16 protein-coding genes are annotated in these 13,878 nt (G+C 73.3%); 7 read left to right on the top strand and 9 right to left on the bottom strand.

The features are described 5' to 3' along the window. Window positions 1-184: 184 nt before the first annotated feature. Window positions 185-592, top strand: coding sequence for a CoA-binding protein (locus AMK33_RS22020; RefSeq protein WP_073934631.1), 408 nt, complete (start codon window positions 185-187; stop codon window positions 590-592). A gap of 38 nt (window positions 593-630) precedes the next feature. Next, window positions 631-1,854 carry a 4-hydroxybenzoate 3-monooxygenase gene (locus AMK33_RS22015; RefSeq protein WP_073934630.1) on the top strand — a complete coding sequence of 408 codons (1,224 nt, stop codon included), beginning with the start codon at window positions 631-633 and terminating at the stop codon, window positions 1,852-1,854. A 13-nt stretch (window positions 1,855-1,867) separates the two neighbouring features. On the opposite strand, the gene AMK33_RS22010 is transcribed toward AMK33_RS22015, so the two are convergent. Then, window positions 1,868-2,227: an ArsR/SmtB family transcription factor gene (locus tag AMK33_RS22010; RefSeq protein WP_073934629.1), complete on the bottom strand. Its 360-nt coding sequence runs from the start codon at window positions 2,225-2,227 to the stop codon at window positions 1,868-1,870. A gap of 61 nt (window positions 2,228-2,288) precedes the next feature. Here AMK33_RS22010 and AMK33_RS22005 point away from each other — a divergent pair, with 61 nt between their 5' ends. Further along, a complete protein-coding gene (locus AMK33_RS22005; RefSeq protein WP_073934628.1) occupies window positions 2,289-3,317 on the top strand; it encodes a cation diffusion facilitator family transporter in 1,029 nt (342 codons plus the stop codon). 2 nt (window positions 3,318-3,319) lie between these two features. Here the strand turns inward: AMK33_RS22005 and AMK33_RS22000 are convergent, their stop codons facing one another. The 3 genes from AMK33_RS22000 to AMK33_RS21990 all read right to left on the bottom strand — a co-directional run bounded on the left by AMK33_RS22000 (window position 3,320) and on the right by AMK33_RS21990 (window position 5,379). Beyond that, window positions 3,320-3,877 carry a YbaK/EbsC family protein gene (locus AMK33_RS22000; RefSeq protein WP_073934627.1) on the bottom strand — a complete coding sequence of 186 codons (558 nt, stop codon included), beginning with the start codon at window positions 3,875-3,877 and terminating at the stop codon, window positions 3,320-3,322. A gap of 23 nt (window positions 3,878-3,900) precedes the next feature. Beyond that, a complete protein-coding gene (locus AMK33_RS21995; RefSeq protein WP_073934626.1) occupies window positions 3,901-4,473 on the bottom strand; it encodes a helix-turn-helix domain-containing protein in 573 nt (190 codons plus the stop codon). Window positions 4,474-4,581: 108 nt separating this feature from the next. After that, window positions 4,582-5,379 carry an acyltransferase gene (locus tag AMK33_RS21990; RefSeq protein ID WP_073934625.1) on the bottom strand — a complete coding sequence of 266 codons (798 nt, stop codon included), beginning with the start codon at window positions 5,377-5,379 and terminating at the stop codon, window positions 4,582-4,584. A 115-nt stretch (window positions 5,380-5,494) separates the two neighbouring features. Between AMK33_RS21990 and AMK33_RS21985 the strand changes: the two genes are divergently transcribed. Next, window positions 5,495-6,025 carry a gamma carbonic anhydrase family protein gene (locus AMK33_RS21985; RefSeq protein ID WP_073934624.1) on the top strand — a complete coding sequence of 177 codons (531 nt, stop codon included), beginning with the start codon at window positions 5,495-5,497 and terminating at the stop codon, window positions 6,023-6,025. A gap of 93 nt (window positions 6,026-6,118) precedes the next feature. On the opposite strand, the gene AMK33_RS21980 is transcribed toward AMK33_RS21985, so the two are convergent. Next, window positions 6,119-6,751, bottom strand: coding sequence for a DedA family protein (locus tag AMK33_RS21980; protein WP_073934623.1), 633 nt, complete (start codon window positions 6,749-6,751; stop codon window positions 6,119-6,121). Window positions 6,752-6,837: 86 nt separating this feature from the next. Further along, window positions 6,838-7,275, bottom strand: a complete 438-nt coding sequence (locus AMK33_RS21975; RefSeq protein WP_073934622.1) for a DUF4442 domain-containing protein — start codon at window positions 7,273-7,275, stop codon at window positions 6,838-6,840. Between the two features lie 134 nt (window positions 7,276-7,409). Here AMK33_RS21975 and AMK33_RS21970 point away from each other — a divergent pair, with 134 nt between their 5' ends. Both AMK33_RS21970 and AMK33_RS21965 read left to right on the top strand, forming a co-directional pair. Continuing rightward, the gene (locus AMK33_RS21970) at window positions 7,410-8,423 is read left to right on the top strand and encodes a hypothetical protein (RefSeq protein WP_073934621.1); all 1,014 of its coding nucleotides are present in this window, start codon (window positions 7,410-7,412) and stop codon (window positions 8,421-8,423) included. A 58-nt stretch (window positions 8,424-8,481) separates the two neighbouring features. Then, window positions 8,482-9,780, top strand: a complete 1,299-nt coding sequence (locus AMK33_RS21965) for an MFS transporter (RefSeq protein WP_073934620.1) — start codon at window positions 8,482-8,484, stop codon at window positions 9,778-9,780. A 112-nt stretch (window positions 9,781-9,892) separates the two neighbouring features. Here AMK33_RS21965 and AMK33_RS21960 read toward each other — a convergent pair whose 3' ends face one another. The 3 genes from AMK33_RS21960 to AMK33_RS21950 form a co-directional block, all read right to left on the bottom strand. Beyond that, window positions 9,893-10,738 carry a spermidine synthase gene (locus AMK33_RS21960; protein ID WP_073934844.1) on the bottom strand — a complete coding sequence of 282 codons (846 nt, stop codon included), beginning with the start codon at window positions 10,736-10,738 and terminating at the stop codon, window positions 9,893-9,895. A gap of 97 nt (window positions 10,739-10,835) precedes the next feature. After that, window positions 10,836-12,005: an elongation factor Tu gene (gene tuf, locus AMK33_RS21955; protein WP_073934619.1), complete on the bottom strand. Its 1,170-nt coding sequence runs from the start codon at window positions 12,003-12,005 to the stop codon at window positions 10,836-10,838. A gap of 306 nt (window positions 12,006-12,311) precedes the next feature. After that, complete coding sequence (locus AMK33_RS21950; protein WP_073934618.1) at window positions 12,312-13,043, bottom strand: DNA alkylation repair protein; 732 nt, start codon at window positions 13,041-13,043, stop codon at window positions 12,312-12,314. Between the two features lie 49 nt (window positions 13,044-13,092). On the opposite strand from AMK33_RS21950, the gene AMK33_RS21945 reads away from it, so the two are divergent. Beyond that, on the top strand, window positions 13,093-13,869 hold the full coding sequence (locus AMK33_RS21945) for a TVP38/TMEM64 family protein (protein WP_073934617.1): 777 nt from the start codon (window positions 13,093-13,095) through the stop codon (window positions 13,867-13,869). Window positions 13,870-13,878: the final 9 nt, after the last annotated feature.

Genomic DNA, 13,878 nt, shown 5'->3' with positions numbered 1-13,878 from the left:
AGCGGGCGTACGCAGGTATCCGGGCCGCTTTTCGGGTCGCCGTGTGCGGTTCCCGGCGCCGGGCGGCCCGGTGACCGGTACAGTCCACCGCCCCCGGCGGAGGACGGGCGGTTCCGGGAATCACCACGCGTCCCGCTTCGTTGTGCGGGGTGACAGCTCTTTCACGACTCCCGGGAGGCCGACGGTGTACGGCGACGAGGCGACGGTCCGCAAGATCCTCACCGGACTCGGTGACACCTGGGCCGTGGTCGGCCTGTCGTCGAACCGGCAGCGCGCGGCGTACGGCGTCGCCCAGGTGCTCCAGCGGTTCGGCAAGCGAGTGGTGCCGGTGCACCCGAAGGCCGAGACCGTGCACGGCGAGCAGGGCTACGCCTCCCTCGCGGACATCCCCTTCGAGGTGGACGTCGTGGACGTGTTCGTCAACAGTGACCTGGCCGGGGCCGTCGCGGACGAGGCGGTGGCCAAGGGCGCCGAGGCGGTGTGGTTCCAGCTCGACGTCATCGACGAGGCGGCCTACGAGCGGACCCGCGCGGCGGGCCTGGAGATGGTGATGGACCGCTGCCCGGCGATCGAGATACCCCGGCTCGGCTAGGGCCTGTCCCGGGGGCGCCATGCCGCCATAATGGCGCGATGGACGAGAGTTCCCCCCGCCTCGACTCCCTTTCCTCGCAACGCTTTCCGGTCGTCGTCGTGGGTGCCGGGCCCGCCGGGCTCACCGTGGGCAACATCCTGCGGGCGGCCGGCCTGGAGTGTCTGGTCCTGGAGACGGAGAGCCGGGAGTTCATCGAGCGGCGGCCGCGGGCCGGGGTGATCGAGGAGTGGGCGGTACGGGGTCTGGAGCGGCGGGGTCTCGCGCGGAACCTGCTGGAGCGGGCCGGGCTGCACACCGCGTGCGAGTTCCGCTTCGACGGGGAGCGGTACCGCTTCTCGTACCAGGAGCTGACGGGGAGCCACCACTGGGTGTATCCGCAGCCGTTGCTGGTGACGGACCTGGTGCGGGAGTACGCGGACGTGCGGGGCGGAGCCGCACGGTTCGGTGTGCGCGACGTGCGGCTGCACGATCTGGACGGCGACCGTCCGTCGGTGTCGTACGTCTGCCCGGAGACCGGCCGGCGGGAGGTCGTCGCCTGTGACTTCGTCGCGGGCTGCGACGGAGCCCGCGGGGTGACCAGGGCCGCCCTCGCTCCGGAGCGGGCCCGGGTGGCACGGCACGACTACGGCATCGGCTGGCTGGCCCTGCTCGCCGAGGCGCCGCCGTCCGCCGACTGCGTCCTGTTCGGCTGTCATCCGGACGGTTTCGCCGGTCAGATGCCCCGCAGCCCCGAGGTGACCCGCTACTACCTGCAGTGCCCGCCCGGCGACGACCCGGACGACTGGCCGCACGAGCGGGTCTGGGCTCAGCTGCGGCGCCGGCTCGGGGCGGCCGGGGCGGCCCCGCTCACCGAGGGGCGGCTGATCGAGAAGCGTGTGCTGGACATGCACGACTACGTCACCGAGCCGATGACGTTCGGGCGGCTCTTCCTGGCGGGGGACGCGGCCCACCTGGTCGCGCCGATCGCCGCCAAGGGCATGAACCTCGCCCTGCACGACGCGTTCCTGCTCGGCGACGCGCTGGTCGCCCGTCTCACCGAAGGCGACGACAGCGGACTGGCCGGCTACTCCGGGGCCTGTCTGCGGCGCGTGTGGGACTACCAGGAGTTCTCGCAGTGGCTGTCCGAGCTGTACCACGGCACCGCGGCGGGGGACCCGTTCCGCGCGGGCACCACGCTCGCGCGGCTGCGCCGCCTGTTCTCCTCCCCCGCCGCCGCTGCCGCCTTCGCGGAGCAGTACCTGGGCACGGCGGACCGGTACTGAGGCCGCGGCCCCGTCAGTCGTGCGGCGGCCGGTCGCCGATCCGGTGGTCGGCCACGTTCAGCGCCTCGTCCACCAGCCGCCGCAGATGGCCGTCGCGCAGGGAGTAGATCACCCGGCGGCCCTCCTTGCGGGTGTCCACAAGACCCGCGAGCCGCAGCCGCGCCAGGTGCTGGCTGACCGCGGGCCGGGCCGCGCCGCAGGCCTCGGTGAGCGTGGTGACATCGGCCTCGCCGCCGGTCAGGGCGTGCAGCAGGGTCAGCCGGGTGCGGTCGCCGAGCAGGGCGAGCAGCTCCGCCGCGAGCGCGAAGTGCTCCTCGCCGGGTGTGCGCGGGTGCTCATCGTGCGCAGGTGACGGGTGCATGCGTGCGCTCATACGCACATAATGGCGGTGTGGGCGCCGCCGCGTCCACCTCGCGCACCGGAAGGGGACGATCGTGAGCGACCGCCACCACGGCCATGGGCACGAGCACCACCGGGCTTCGCCGCTCCACCGCCTCACCCACCTCCTCACCCCGCACTCCCACGAGACGGCCGACAGGCTCGACTCCGCGCTGGAGTCCTCGGCCCGGGGCATGCGCGCCCTGTGGGTCTCGCTCGCGGTGCTGGGCGTGACGGCGCTGGCGCAGGCGGCCGTGGTGGTCGTGTCGGGCTCGGTGGCGCTGCTCGGCGACACGGTGCACAACGCCGCGGACGCGCTGACCGCCGTACCGCTGGGCATCGCCTTCGTCCTGGGGCGGCGCGCCGCCACCCGCCGCTTCACCTACGGCTACGGGCGCGCGGAGGACCTGGCGGGCATCGTGATCGTGCTGACGATCGCCGCGTCCGCGGCCTTCGCCGGCTGGACGGCGTTCGACCGGCTGCTGGACCCGCGCCCGGTCGAGCACGTCCCGGTGGTCGCCGTCGCGGCGCTGGTCGGGTTCGCGGGCAACGAGTGGGTGGCCCGGTACCGCATCCGGGTCGGGCGTGACATCGGCTCGGCCGCGCTGGTCGCCGACGGGCTGCACGCCCGTACGGACGGGTTCACCTCACTGGCGGTGCTGCTGGGCGCCGGCGGCTCGGCCCTGGGGTGGCGGTACGCGGACCCGGCGGTGGGGCTGGCGATCACGGCGGCGATCGCGTTCGTGCTGCGGGACGCCGCGCGGGAGGTGTTCCGGCGGGTGATGGACGCCGTCGACCCGGCGCTGGTGGACCGGGCCGAGCGGGCCCTGACGGCGGTTCCGGGGGTGCGCGGGGTGGGTGAGCTGCGGCTGCGCTGGATCGGCCATCGGCTGCGCGCGGAGGTGGCGGTCGTGGTGGACGGCGAGGCGACGGTGCGCGAGGCCCATCGCGTCGCCGTCGAGGCCGAGCACGCGCTGCTGCACGCCGTCCCCCGGCTGACCGCGGCCCTGGTCCACGCCGACCCGGAACCGGTGCCCGGCGCGGCGGACCCGCACCTGCCGCTCGCCCACCACGCGGTGCGGTGAGCTCAGGCCGCTCCCAGCCCCTCCAGTACGACCGCTCCGGGCAGCTCCGCGAACGCCTTGCCCGGCACCAGCAGTTTGCCGCGCCGCCGGCCGCTGCCGACGAGCACGTACGGCAGGTCCACGACGGCCGCGTCCACCAGCACCGGCCAGTCACCGGGCAGTCCGACCGGGGTGATGCCGCCGTACTCCATGCCGGTCTCCCCCGTGGCCGTGTCCATCGGGGCGAAGGACGCCTTGCGGGCGCCGAGGTGACGCCGTACGACGCCGTTGACGTCGAGCCGGGTGGTGGACAGGACGACACAGGCGGCGAGCGTGGTCTCTCCGCCGCGCTTGCCCGCCACCACCACGCAGTTCGCCGACCGCTCCAGCAGCTCCCGGCCGTAGTGCTCGACGAAGACGGCGGTGTCCGCCCAGCGCGGGTCGGTGTCGACGTAGAGGATCTGGTCGGCGGGGACGCTGCCGCTCCAGGCGCGGACGGCGGCGGCGACCGGGGCGGTCAGCTCGTCGAGGCAGTCGGGGATGGGGGTGGCGTGGTCGAAGTCTCCGATGGGTGCGCGCATGGCCGCACCGTAACAGGGGTGCCTCAGTGCACGGGCGGCACCGAGACCGTCATGATCATCTCCATCGGGGCATCGCCCCGATTGCCGTACGTGTGCGGCGTGTTGGCCTCGAAGGAGGCACTGGCGCCGGCCGGCACCCGGTGCTCCGCTCCGTCGACGGTGAGGGTCAGTTCCCCGGACGTGACGTGGACGAGTTCGACCGTGCCGGCGGGGTGCGGGTCGGAGTCGCTGCTCTCGCCCGGCATGAGCCGCCAGTCCCACATCTCCAGCGGGCCGGGCGCCTCGGTGCCGGCGAGCAGCCGGCTGTAGCTGCCGCCCTCGGTGTACCACAGCCGCACGGTCTGGTCGGCGGGGACGATCCGGACCTTCGGGCCCCGCTCGTAGTCGAGCAGGGTGGGGACGCTGACGCCGAGCGCGTCGCCGATCTTGACGACCGTGCCGATGCTCGGGTTGGTGCGGGCCTGTTCGATCTGGATGAGCATGCCGCGGCTGACACCGGCCCGCGCGGCGAGCGTGTCCAGGGTGAAGCCGCGCTCGGTGCGCCAGCGTCTGACGTTGCGCGCCAGGGACTGGGTCAGCAGGTCGAGGTCCGACACGTTCCGTCCAATTCGTCCGGCATCATGGGCGACAGAGTTCCATGCGTCCGGCTCCCATGGGGTGAACCCGATCGTCCACCGCACTGTACTGCGACTGGAATCGGCCGCTCAGCCCTCGGGCTCCAGCTCGGCGAGCCGGACCACGCCCTCCTCGTCCAGCTCCGCGAGCCGCGCGACGCCCTCCTCGTCCAGCTCCGAGAGCGCCCGCAACTGCTCCGGGGTGATGCCCTCCGGGATCGGTACGGGCGCCGGGGTGCGCAGCGGCGGCTGCCAGCCGTCGGCGGGGGTCCAGCGGCGTACGACACGGGCGGGGGCGCCCGCGACCACCGCGTGGTCGGGCACCGTGCCCCGGACCACCGCGCCCGCGGCCACCACCACGTTCCGCCCGATGCGCGCCCCCGGCAGGATCACCGCGCCGGTGCCGACCCAGCAGCCGGGGCCGATCTCCACCGGCTCCATCCGCGGCCACTGCTTGCCGATGGGCTCGTGCGGATCGTCGTAGGAGTGATTGGTGGAGGTGACGTAGACGTACGGCCCGAAGTAGCAGTCGCTGCCGATGGTGACCGTCGTGTCGGCGATGACATGGCTGCCGCGGCCCAGCACGACCCCGTCGCCGATGCGCAGGATCGGCTCGGGGCCGAGGTCGAGACCGGGCATCAGACCTGCGGTGAGGGTGACCTGCTCGCCGACGATGCAGTGCGCGCCGATCCGGATCCAGGGCTCGCCGAAGACCGTGCCGAGCGGGAAGGCGAGCCTGGTACCTGTTCCCATCGCCCCGAAGCGGAAGCGGCCGGGGTGCTCGGCGGTCACCGAGCCCGTGCGCTGCGCCCAGGCCCAGCCCGCGTGGACCGCGCGCTGAGCGAGGCGGCGCGGCCAGGACGAGAACGTGTTCTTGCGCTTCGGCACCCGCTCACCGTAGTCGGCGGGCGGCTCGCCGACGGGCCGGTGACCCTGTGATCTTCACCCCACCGGGTTGGCGTACGGTGCGTGGTGTCTACGACGTCGTGTGGAGGAGAGGGCGATGACGCACCGCGCGCTGATCACGGGTATCGGAGGCAAGGAGCCGAAGGTGGACGGGGACGCCTTCGTGGCACCCACGGCCTCGGTGATCGGGGACGTGACGCTGCACGCGGGGGCGAGCGTCTGGTACGGGGCGGTGCTGCGCGGTGACGTGGAGCGGATCTCCGTCGGGGCGAACAGCAATGTGCAGGACAACTGCACGTTGCACGCCGATCCGGGGTTTCCGGTCAGCGTGGGCGAGCGGGTTTCCATCGGGCACAACGCCGTGGTGCACGGGGCGACTGTCGAGGACGACTGTCTGATCGGGATGGGGGCGACCGTGCTGAACGGCGCCGTGATCGGCGCGGGGTCTCTTGTCGCCGCGCAGGCGTTGGTGCCGCAGGGGATGCGGGTGCCGCCGGGGTCGTTGGTGGCGGGGGTGCCGGCGAAGGTTCGGCGGGAGCTCAGCGCGGAGGAGCGTGAGGGACTCACGCTCAACGGGACGATGTACGCGGCGCTGGCGGAGGCACATCGGGAAGAGCACGGGGCGTAAGGGTTGTCGGCGGACTGCGGGTTGACTGTGGTTTCTCGCGCCCGCGCGGCGGAGCCGCAGATCGACACAGCCCCGCGCCCCTTCGGGGCGCTTCTAGTCGGCGGCGATGGCAGGCTCGGGGGTTGTCGCCTTCCTCGCCTTGCGCTTCAGGACCAGCATCGATGTCGCGCCGATCAGCACCGCCAGTACCAGGCCCAGCCAGGAGAAGCGCTTCAGCCAGGACTCGGCGACGATGCCCACGTAGTAGATGACGGCGGTGGTGCCGCCCGCCCAGACGATGCCGCCCAGGACGTTGGCGATCAGGAACTTCCAGTACGGCATCCGCAGCACGCCCGCGAGCGGGCCGGCGAAGATGCGCAGCAGGGCCACGAAGCGGCCGAAGAAGACGGCCCACATGCCCCACTTCTTGAAGGAGCGCTCGGCGGTCGCGATGTGTCCCTCGCTGAAGTGGCGGGGGAACTTGGCGCCCAGCCAGGCCAGCAGCGGCCGTCCGCCCTTGCGGCCGATGGCGTAGCCGATCGAGTCGCCGACGATCGCGCCGGCGGTGGCGCAGGCGCCGAGGACCACCGGGTCGATGTCGCCGTGCTGGGAGGCGAGCAGCGCGGAGGAGACCAGGATGATCTCGCCCGGCAGCGGGATGCCCAGGCTCTCCAGCCCGATGACCAGTCCCACCAGGGCGTACACGGCGACCGCGGGTACGGTCTCGAGCCACTCCTGCACGTGCAACGCCCTGTCCTCCCGGTCCGCCGTTCGTGCGCCGGGTCCCGGCGCACGAACGGGAAGCCTACCGGGCCCCTCCGGTCTGCCGCCGGTCAGCCGTTGGGGCGCAGGGTCCAGACGACGGTCATCTCGCCGGTGACGGCGCCGTCCTCGCGGCGGATGGCGATCGAGACCGGGAACTCGGGGCGCACGCCCTCGTCGAGTTCGGCGACGACCTCGGCGGCCGGGCGGCCGAGGGTCGCGGTGGCGGTGACCGGGCCCATCGCCAGCTTCTTGTAGGCGATCTCGGCGCTGACGGCCAGCGGCACGGCCCGCGCGAGCTGGTCCCCGAACGCGGCGAGCACGATCGCGCCGCTCGCCGACTCACCGAGGGTGAACATCGCGCCGGCGTGCGGCCCGCCCACGTGGTTGTGGTAGTCGGCCTGGTCCGGCAGGGCCACCACGGCCCGCTCGGACGTGGTCTCCAGGAACTGGAGGTTGAGGGTCCGGGCCATGGGCACCGTGGCGGCGAGCATCTCGCCGATGGACATCTGGTCTGCGCTCATGAGCGCAGGTTACCCGCGAGTAGCCTCAACTCGCCATGCCGCGCGGCATCCGGTTTGCTACGTCCCCGTCAAAGGGCGGTGACCCAATCGTGTCCCTGGCACGGCTAGGGTTGCTGCCCATGTGGCCAGGACAGCAGCCGCCCGGGGGCGAGCAGAACCCGCAGTCGAACAACCCGTACCAGCAGCCGGGGTACCAACAGCCGAATCCGTACCAGCAGCAGCCCGGCTACCAGCAGCCGAACCCGTACCAGCCGCAGCCCGGCTGGGGGGCGCAGACCCTGGCGGGCGGGCCGCAGCCACCGCAGGGCGGGGGCGGCGGGAACCGGACGAAGCTGGTGGCGATCGTGGCGGCGACGGCCGTGGTGGTGGCCGCCGGTGTCACCGGGTTCCTGGTGCTCGGCGGCGACAAGGACGACGAGGCCGACGGCAAGAAGGACGCCAAGCCGACCGCGACGGCGACCAAGGACACCTCCGCCGAACCGAGCGCCTCCGCCTCGGACGACAACCCGCGCGGCGGCGAGGGGGAGAAGGCGACCGTTCCGGGCTGGCAGGTCGTCGTCAACACGCGCTTCGGCACCAAGTTCGACGTCCCCGCCGACTGGGAGATCGAGACACCCGGCACCAGCGTGGGCTTCGAGTGGGAGGAGAAGGACGGTGAGATGGGCCGCACCACCGTCACCGCCCCCGCGTACCTGAAGTCCGAGTGGTGCACGAGCGACGAGAACAAGGACGGCCGCGAGGAGAGCACCTCCCTCGCCACCGCCGGTACCCGAGGCGAGAACGGCGCCAAGGACACGGACATGGCCGCCGAGACCCGGGTGCCGTGGTGGATCTACGGCGGGTACACGCAGCCCGACAAGAAGAGCATCAAGTACGGGAAGCCGAAGGCGTACACCACGGCGTCCGGCATCAAGGGCAGCGTGATCACCGCGCACTCGGAGAACACGCCGCAGAACGGCAAGTGCGACAGCGACGGCAAGGCGATCACGTTCGCCTTCAAGAACGGCGCCGGGGACTTCGTCACCTGGAACCTGTACGGCGCCAAGGGCGTCAAGGACGAGATCCCGGACGCGACCGTGCAGAAGATCCTCAGCACGGTGCGCCTGACGGAGGACGGTCCGCAGGGGTCGTAGCAGGTCGGGGGCGGCGGCCTATTTGGCAAGTCGGCCCCGGCCCGGCGATAGTCACGGGGTGCCGACCACCGTCTCCCGCCGCCGGCCCGCCTGGGCCGGCCGCAACTACTCCCTGCTGACCGCCGCCGCCGTGGTGACCAACCTGGGCAGTCACGGCGCGCTGATCGCCGCCGCGTTCGCCGTGCTGGGCACGGGCGGCGACGGCGGCGACGTGGGCCTGGTGGCCGCCGCCCGCACCCTGCCGCTGGTGCTGTTCCTGCTGATCGGCGGTGCCGTCGCGGACCGGCTGCCGCGGCACCGGGTGATGGTCGCGGCCAACGCCCTGAACTGTGTCTCGCAGGCCGCGTTCGCGGCACTGGTCCTGGCGGGCGAGGCGCAGCTGTGGCAGATGATGCTGCTCAGCGCGCTCGGCGGTACCGGTCAGGCGTTCTTCAACCCGGCCGCCGAGGGCATGCTGCTGTCCTCGGTCGAGGGCGAACAGGCCGGCCGGGCGTTCGCGGTGTTCCGGATGGCGATGCACGGAGCGACGCTCGGCGGGGCCGCGCTGGGCGGCGCCATGGTCGCTGCGATCGGGCCCGGTCGGGTGCTGGCGGCGGACGCGGCGGCCTTCGCGGTCGCGGCGGCGCTGCGGGCGTTCCTCGATGTGAAGCACATACCACCGCGCGCCCCCGGCGGCGGCATGCTCGCCGATCTGAAGGAGGGCTGGCGGGAGTTCACCGGCCGGCCCTGGCTGTGGGGCATCGTCGTCCAGTTCTCCGTCGCCAACGCGGTCGTCGGCGCGGCCGACGCGGTCTACGGGCCGCTCGTCGCCCGGGACCATCTGGGCGGCGCCGGTCCGTGGGGCGTGGCTCTGGCGTTCTTCGGCGGGGGCACGGTGGTGGGCGCGCTGCTGATGACCCGCTGGCAGCCGCGCCGTCTGCTGTTCGTCGGCACCCTGTGTGTGTTCCCGCTGGCCCTGCCGTCCGCCGCGCTCGCCGTGCCGGCGCCGGTCGCCGTGCTGTGCGCGGTGATGTTCGTGACCGGCGCGTCGCTGGAGGTGTTCGGCGTCTCCTGGATGACCGCGCTGCACCAGGAGATACCGGAGGAGAAGCTGTCCCGGGTCTCGGCGTACGACTGGTTCGGCTCGGTCGCGCTGGTGCCGACGGCGATGGCCCTGGCGGGCCCGGCGGAGACGGCGTTCGGCCGCCCGGAGGCGCTGTGGGGGTGCGCGGCGCTGGTCGTGGTCGTCACGGCGGCGGTGCTGTGCGTCCCGGACGTACGGAACCTGCGCCGCCGAACCCGCCGGATCACCGGCGCGACCCCGGACACGGACACCGCGTCAGCCGACACCGAACGCCCCGTCGGCGAGCTCGGATGACGGGCGCCCACCACGCGCGAAGTTCCGCAGGACCGACCGGCCGACACCGAACGCCCGTCGACGGGCTCGGGTGACGGCGTGCGCCGCGCGTGGAATCGGTACGGGCGCCGGGTCAACCGATGCCGAACGCCCCCTCCGGAGGTTCCGGGGACGGTACGGCGTCCTCGTCGCGCACCGGGCGCGCACCGCGTGTGAAGTCCCGCAGGGCCGGGCCGTGTTCGACCCGCGCGGGGAAGGCGTCGGCGGCGGTGGCGCGGGACAGGCCGGCGATGTCCAGGGGACGGTGGGCGGCTGCCAGCACCGCGTTGCCGAAGCGGCGGCCGCGCAGTACTCCCGGCTCGGCGATCAGCGCCAGCTCCTCGAACCGCGTCCCCAGGGTGGCGAGTTGGGAGCGGAGGAAGGCGAACGGGGCCGCGTCCGCGAGGTTGGCGAGGTAGACCCCGCCGGGCCGCAGGACGCGGGCGGCCTCCTGCGCGTAGGCGACGGACGTCAGGTGCGCCGGGACCCGTGAGCCGCCGAAGACGTCGGCGACCAGGACGTCCGCGCTGTCGTCGGGGGCCGACTCCAGCCAGGCACGGGCGTCCGCCGCGTGCAGCGTGACATCGGCGTCGGCGGGCAGCGGCAGGTGCTCCGCGACCAGTTCCAGCAGTCCCCGGTCGAACTCCACGACGTGCTGCCGGGAGCCGGGGCGGGTGGCGGCCAGGTAGCGGGGCAGGGTGAGCGCGCCGCCGCCGAGGTGCAGGGCGTCCAGGGGGCACCCCGGCTCGCCCACGGTGTCGAGGACGTGCCCGAGCCGACGCGCGTACTCGAACTCCAGATGCGTCGGCTCGTCCAGGTCGACGTACGACTGCGGTGCCCCGTCGACGGTCAGCAGCCAGGCCCGCTCCCGGTCCACGTCGGGCATGAGTTTCGCGGTGCCGTGGTCGGTGACGCGGCTGACGGGTATGGCTTCGTTCACCCCCTCATTGTGCGGGCGGCCGACGCCGACGGAGGCGCGGGGCACTGCGCGACCGGTCATGCCCCGGCCGGCAGTCCCCCGCACACGAACACCACCCTCACCCGACGGCGGTCACGGTCCCCGCCCCCACCGTGCGGCCGCCCTCGCGGATGGCGAAGCCGAGCCCGGACTCCAGGGGCACGTCCCGTCCCAGTTCGACGGTCATCGTGACCGTGTCCCCGGGCAGCGCCACCGCCGCCTCGCCGAGGTCGACGTCACCCACGACATCCGCCGTGCGGATGTAGAACTGCGGCCGGTACCCGGTCGACACCGGTGTCGTACGGCCGCCCTCGCGGGCCGACAGCACGTACACCCGCGCGGTGAAGCGCCGGCTCGGCACCACGCTGCCCGGCGCGGCCACCACGTGCCCGCGCCGCACCGCGTCGCGCGGCACCCCGCGCAGCAGCAGCGCCACGTTGTCGCCGGCCTGCGCCTCCTCCATGGGCTTGCCGAAGGTCTCCAGGCCGGTCACCACGGTCTCCACCCCGGCGCCGAGCACCTCGACCCGGTCGCCGACGCGGACCGTGCCGCGCTCCACCGCGCCGGTCACGACGGTGCCCCGGCCGGTGATGGTGAGCACGTTCTCCACCGGCAGCAGGAACGGCGCGTCCAGGTACCGCTCGGGCATGGGTACATACGTGTCCACCGCGTCGAGCAGCGCGTCGATCGACGCCGTCCAGCGCGGGTCGCCCTCCAGCGCCTTCAGCCCGGAGACCCGTACGACGGGCGCGGACTCCCCGCCGTAGCCGTGCGCGGAGAGCAGGTCACGGACCTCCAGCTCGACCAGGTCGGTCAGCTCCTCGTCGCCCGCGTCGGCCTTGTTGAGCGCGACGACGATGTGGTCGACGCCCACCTGACGGGCGAGCAGCACGTGCTCGGCGGTCTGCGGCATGATCCCGTCGAGCGCGGAGACGACGAGGATCGCCCCGTCGAGCTGCGCGGCGCCGGTGACCATGTTCTTGACGTAGTCGGCGTGGCCGGGCATGTCGACGTGGGCGTAGTGCCGGGTGTCGGTCTCGTACTCGACGTGCGCGATGTTGATGGTGATGCCGCGCGCGGCCTCCTCCGGCGCCCGGTCGATGCGGTCGAACGGGACGAAACTGCCGGAGCCGCGCTCGGCGAGGACCTTGGTGATGGCGGCGGTCAGGGTGGTCTTGCCGTGGTCGACATGGCCCATCGTGCCGATGTTCAGATGCGGTTTGGTGCGGACGTACGCCGTCTTGGACATGGCGGTACCTCGAAGCCTCTCGGTGATGACGCGTGGTGACGCGTGCCGGCCCCGGGCGCGGCGGATCGGCGCGCGGCCGGGACGGGGACCCCAGGAACCTGGCCGACCCTCCCCCTGGGGGGTCCGCCGGGCGATCCGGGGAGGGTCAGCTTCGGGCGCCGTCGACTGCGGCGAGGAATGTGGGAACGGCAGCCTCCGGGGCATCCGCGACCGCGGATGCTGCGAGGTGGAAGGCGTACCGGAACATGGTGTCGATCCTTGCCGACGACCCGCCCCGCGTCGAATGGTTTTCCGCGCCGGTCCGGGCTACCGGGCGCCGATGCTCTTCAGCGCCTCCCGTACCGACAGCGGCGCGAACCGTCCCTGTTCGCGCGCCAGGAAGGCCCGTACGGCGTCGGGGTCGGTCTTGGCGTACTCGCGCAGGCACCAGCCGATGGCCTTGCGGATGAAGAAGTCCTGGTGTCCGGACCGGCGCAGGCAGTAGTCGAAGAGGCGCGCGGTGTCGGTGCGTTCCTTGTAGCGCAGTTGGTGGAGCAGGGCGGTGCGGGCGAGCCACAGGTCGTCGTCGCCGATCCACTCGTCCATCTCGGCGGTGAGGCTCCGGTCGGCGGCGACCAGCGCCCCGACCACGTGCGCGGCGAGCAGGTCGACGGTGTCCCACCACGGGACCGTGGTGACGAGGTGCCGGGCGACGGGCAGGAAGCCGGAGGAGCAGTGCCGTACGTGGCGGCGCAGGTAGTCCACGGCGAAGTACTGGTACTCGCGCTCGGGCAGCTCCCAGCAGCGCAGGGCGACGGCCGCGCAGTCGGCCTCGCCGGGGCGGGGCAGCCCTTCCACGACGGTGCGGGACAGGGCGCGGCGGGCCGGGGTGGTCAGGCCGAGGAAGGGGGCGACGCCCTTCATGTAGGCGCGCATCGCCACGGCCCGCTCCGGATCGGCCGCGGGCCCGTACGTGGCGGTGAGCCGCTCCAGCACGGTGTCGGCGAGCGGGCTGCCCGGCACACGCGGTGTCGCCGTACCGTCCTCTGTGACGCGCATGAGACGAACACTACGGCGATCACACACATTTGTCGGTTAGTGTCACCGGATGCTCGATGCCACCACCCGCTCTGGGGGCACCGCCGCCACGGCCTCTCCCCGGGCCACCGCCACGGACCTCGCGGTACCGCTCCCGCCGGCCGCCGCCACGGGATTCGCCGCCCGCTGCGCCAGAATCCTGCTGTCGCCGTGGTCACGGCTGTCCCTGCTGGTCGCCCTGCTCCTCACCGCCGCGTCGCTGATGCTCGCGTTCGAGCCACAGCGGCTGCTGACCGACGGCTGGCCCGCACAGCTCGGCGGGGCCGCCGCGGTCGTGGCGTACGCGGTGGCCTACGGGGTGTGCACGGTGGCGTTCGTGCCCCGTCCGCTGCTGAACCTCGCCGCGGGCGCGCTGTTCGGCTCCCAGCTCGGCCTGGGCGCGGCGCTGGGCGGCACGGTGCTGGGCGCCGGGCTGGCCTTCTGCCTGGGGCGGGCGCTCGGTCAGGAGGCGCTCCGTCCGCTGCTGCGCGGGCGCTGGCTGAAGGCCGCGGACGACCAGCTCAGCCGGCACGGCTTCCGCTCGATGCTGGCGGCCCGGCTGTTCCCGGGCATCCCGTTCGCCGCATCGAACTACTGCGCCGCCGTCTCCCGTATGGGCCTGCTGCCGTTCCTGCTGGCGACGGCGCTCGGGTCGGTCCCGAACACCGCCGCCTACGTGGTGGCCGGCGCCCGCGCGTCGACGCCGACGTCCCCGGCCTTCCTGATCGCGCTGGCCTGCATCGCCGTACCGGGTCTGGCGGGCGCGGTGGTGGCATGGCGCAAGCGGCACCAGTTGCGCGGGCGGTGAGCAGGCCGG

This window comes from Streptomyces sp. CB02400, from assembly GCF_001905725.1.
Taxonomy (GTDB): Bacteria; Actinomycetota; Actinomycetes; order Streptomycetales; family Streptomycetaceae; genus Streptomyces; species Streptomyces atrovirens.
This window is presented reverse-complemented; position numbering and strand designations above follow the sequence as displayed.

Bases quoted from the DNA above. Each gene is read 5' to 3' on its own strand.
- AMK33_RS21945 (WP_073934617.1), top strand. From the start codon at position 13,093: ATGCTCGATGCCACCACCCGCTCTGGGGGCACCGCCGCCACGGCCTCT.
- AMK33_RS21985 (WP_073934624.1), top strand. From the start codon at position 5,495: ATGACGCACCGCGCGCTGATCACGGGTATCGGAGGCAAGGAGCCGAAG.
- AMK33_RS22000 (WP_073934627.1), bottom strand. From the start codon at position 3,877: ATGCGCGCACCCATCGGAGACTTCGACCACGCCACCCCCATCCCCGAC.
- AMK33_RS21975 (WP_073934622.1), bottom strand. From the start codon at position 7,275: ATGTCCATCGGCGAGATGCTCGCCGCCACGGTGCCCATGGCCCGGACC.
- AMK33_RS22015 (WP_073934630.1), top strand. From the start codon at position 631: ATGGACGAGAGTTCCCCCCGCCTCGACTCCCTTTCCTCGCAACGCTTT.
- AMK33_RS21970 (WP_073934621.1), top strand. From the start codon at position 7,410: ATGTGGCCAGGACAGCAGCCGCCCGGGGGCGAGCAGAACCCGCAGTCG.
- AMK33_RS21950 (WP_073934618.1), bottom strand. From the start codon at position 13,043: ATGCGCGTCACAGAGGACGGTACGGCGACACCGCGTGTGCCGGGCAGC.
- tuf (WP_073934619.1), bottom strand. From the start codon at position 12,005: ATGTCCAAGACGGCGTACGTCCGCACCAAACCGCATCTGAACATCGGC.
- AMK33_RS22010 (WP_073934629.1), bottom strand. From the start codon at position 2,227: ATGAGCGCACGCATGCACCCGTCACCTGCGCACGATGAGCACCCGCGC.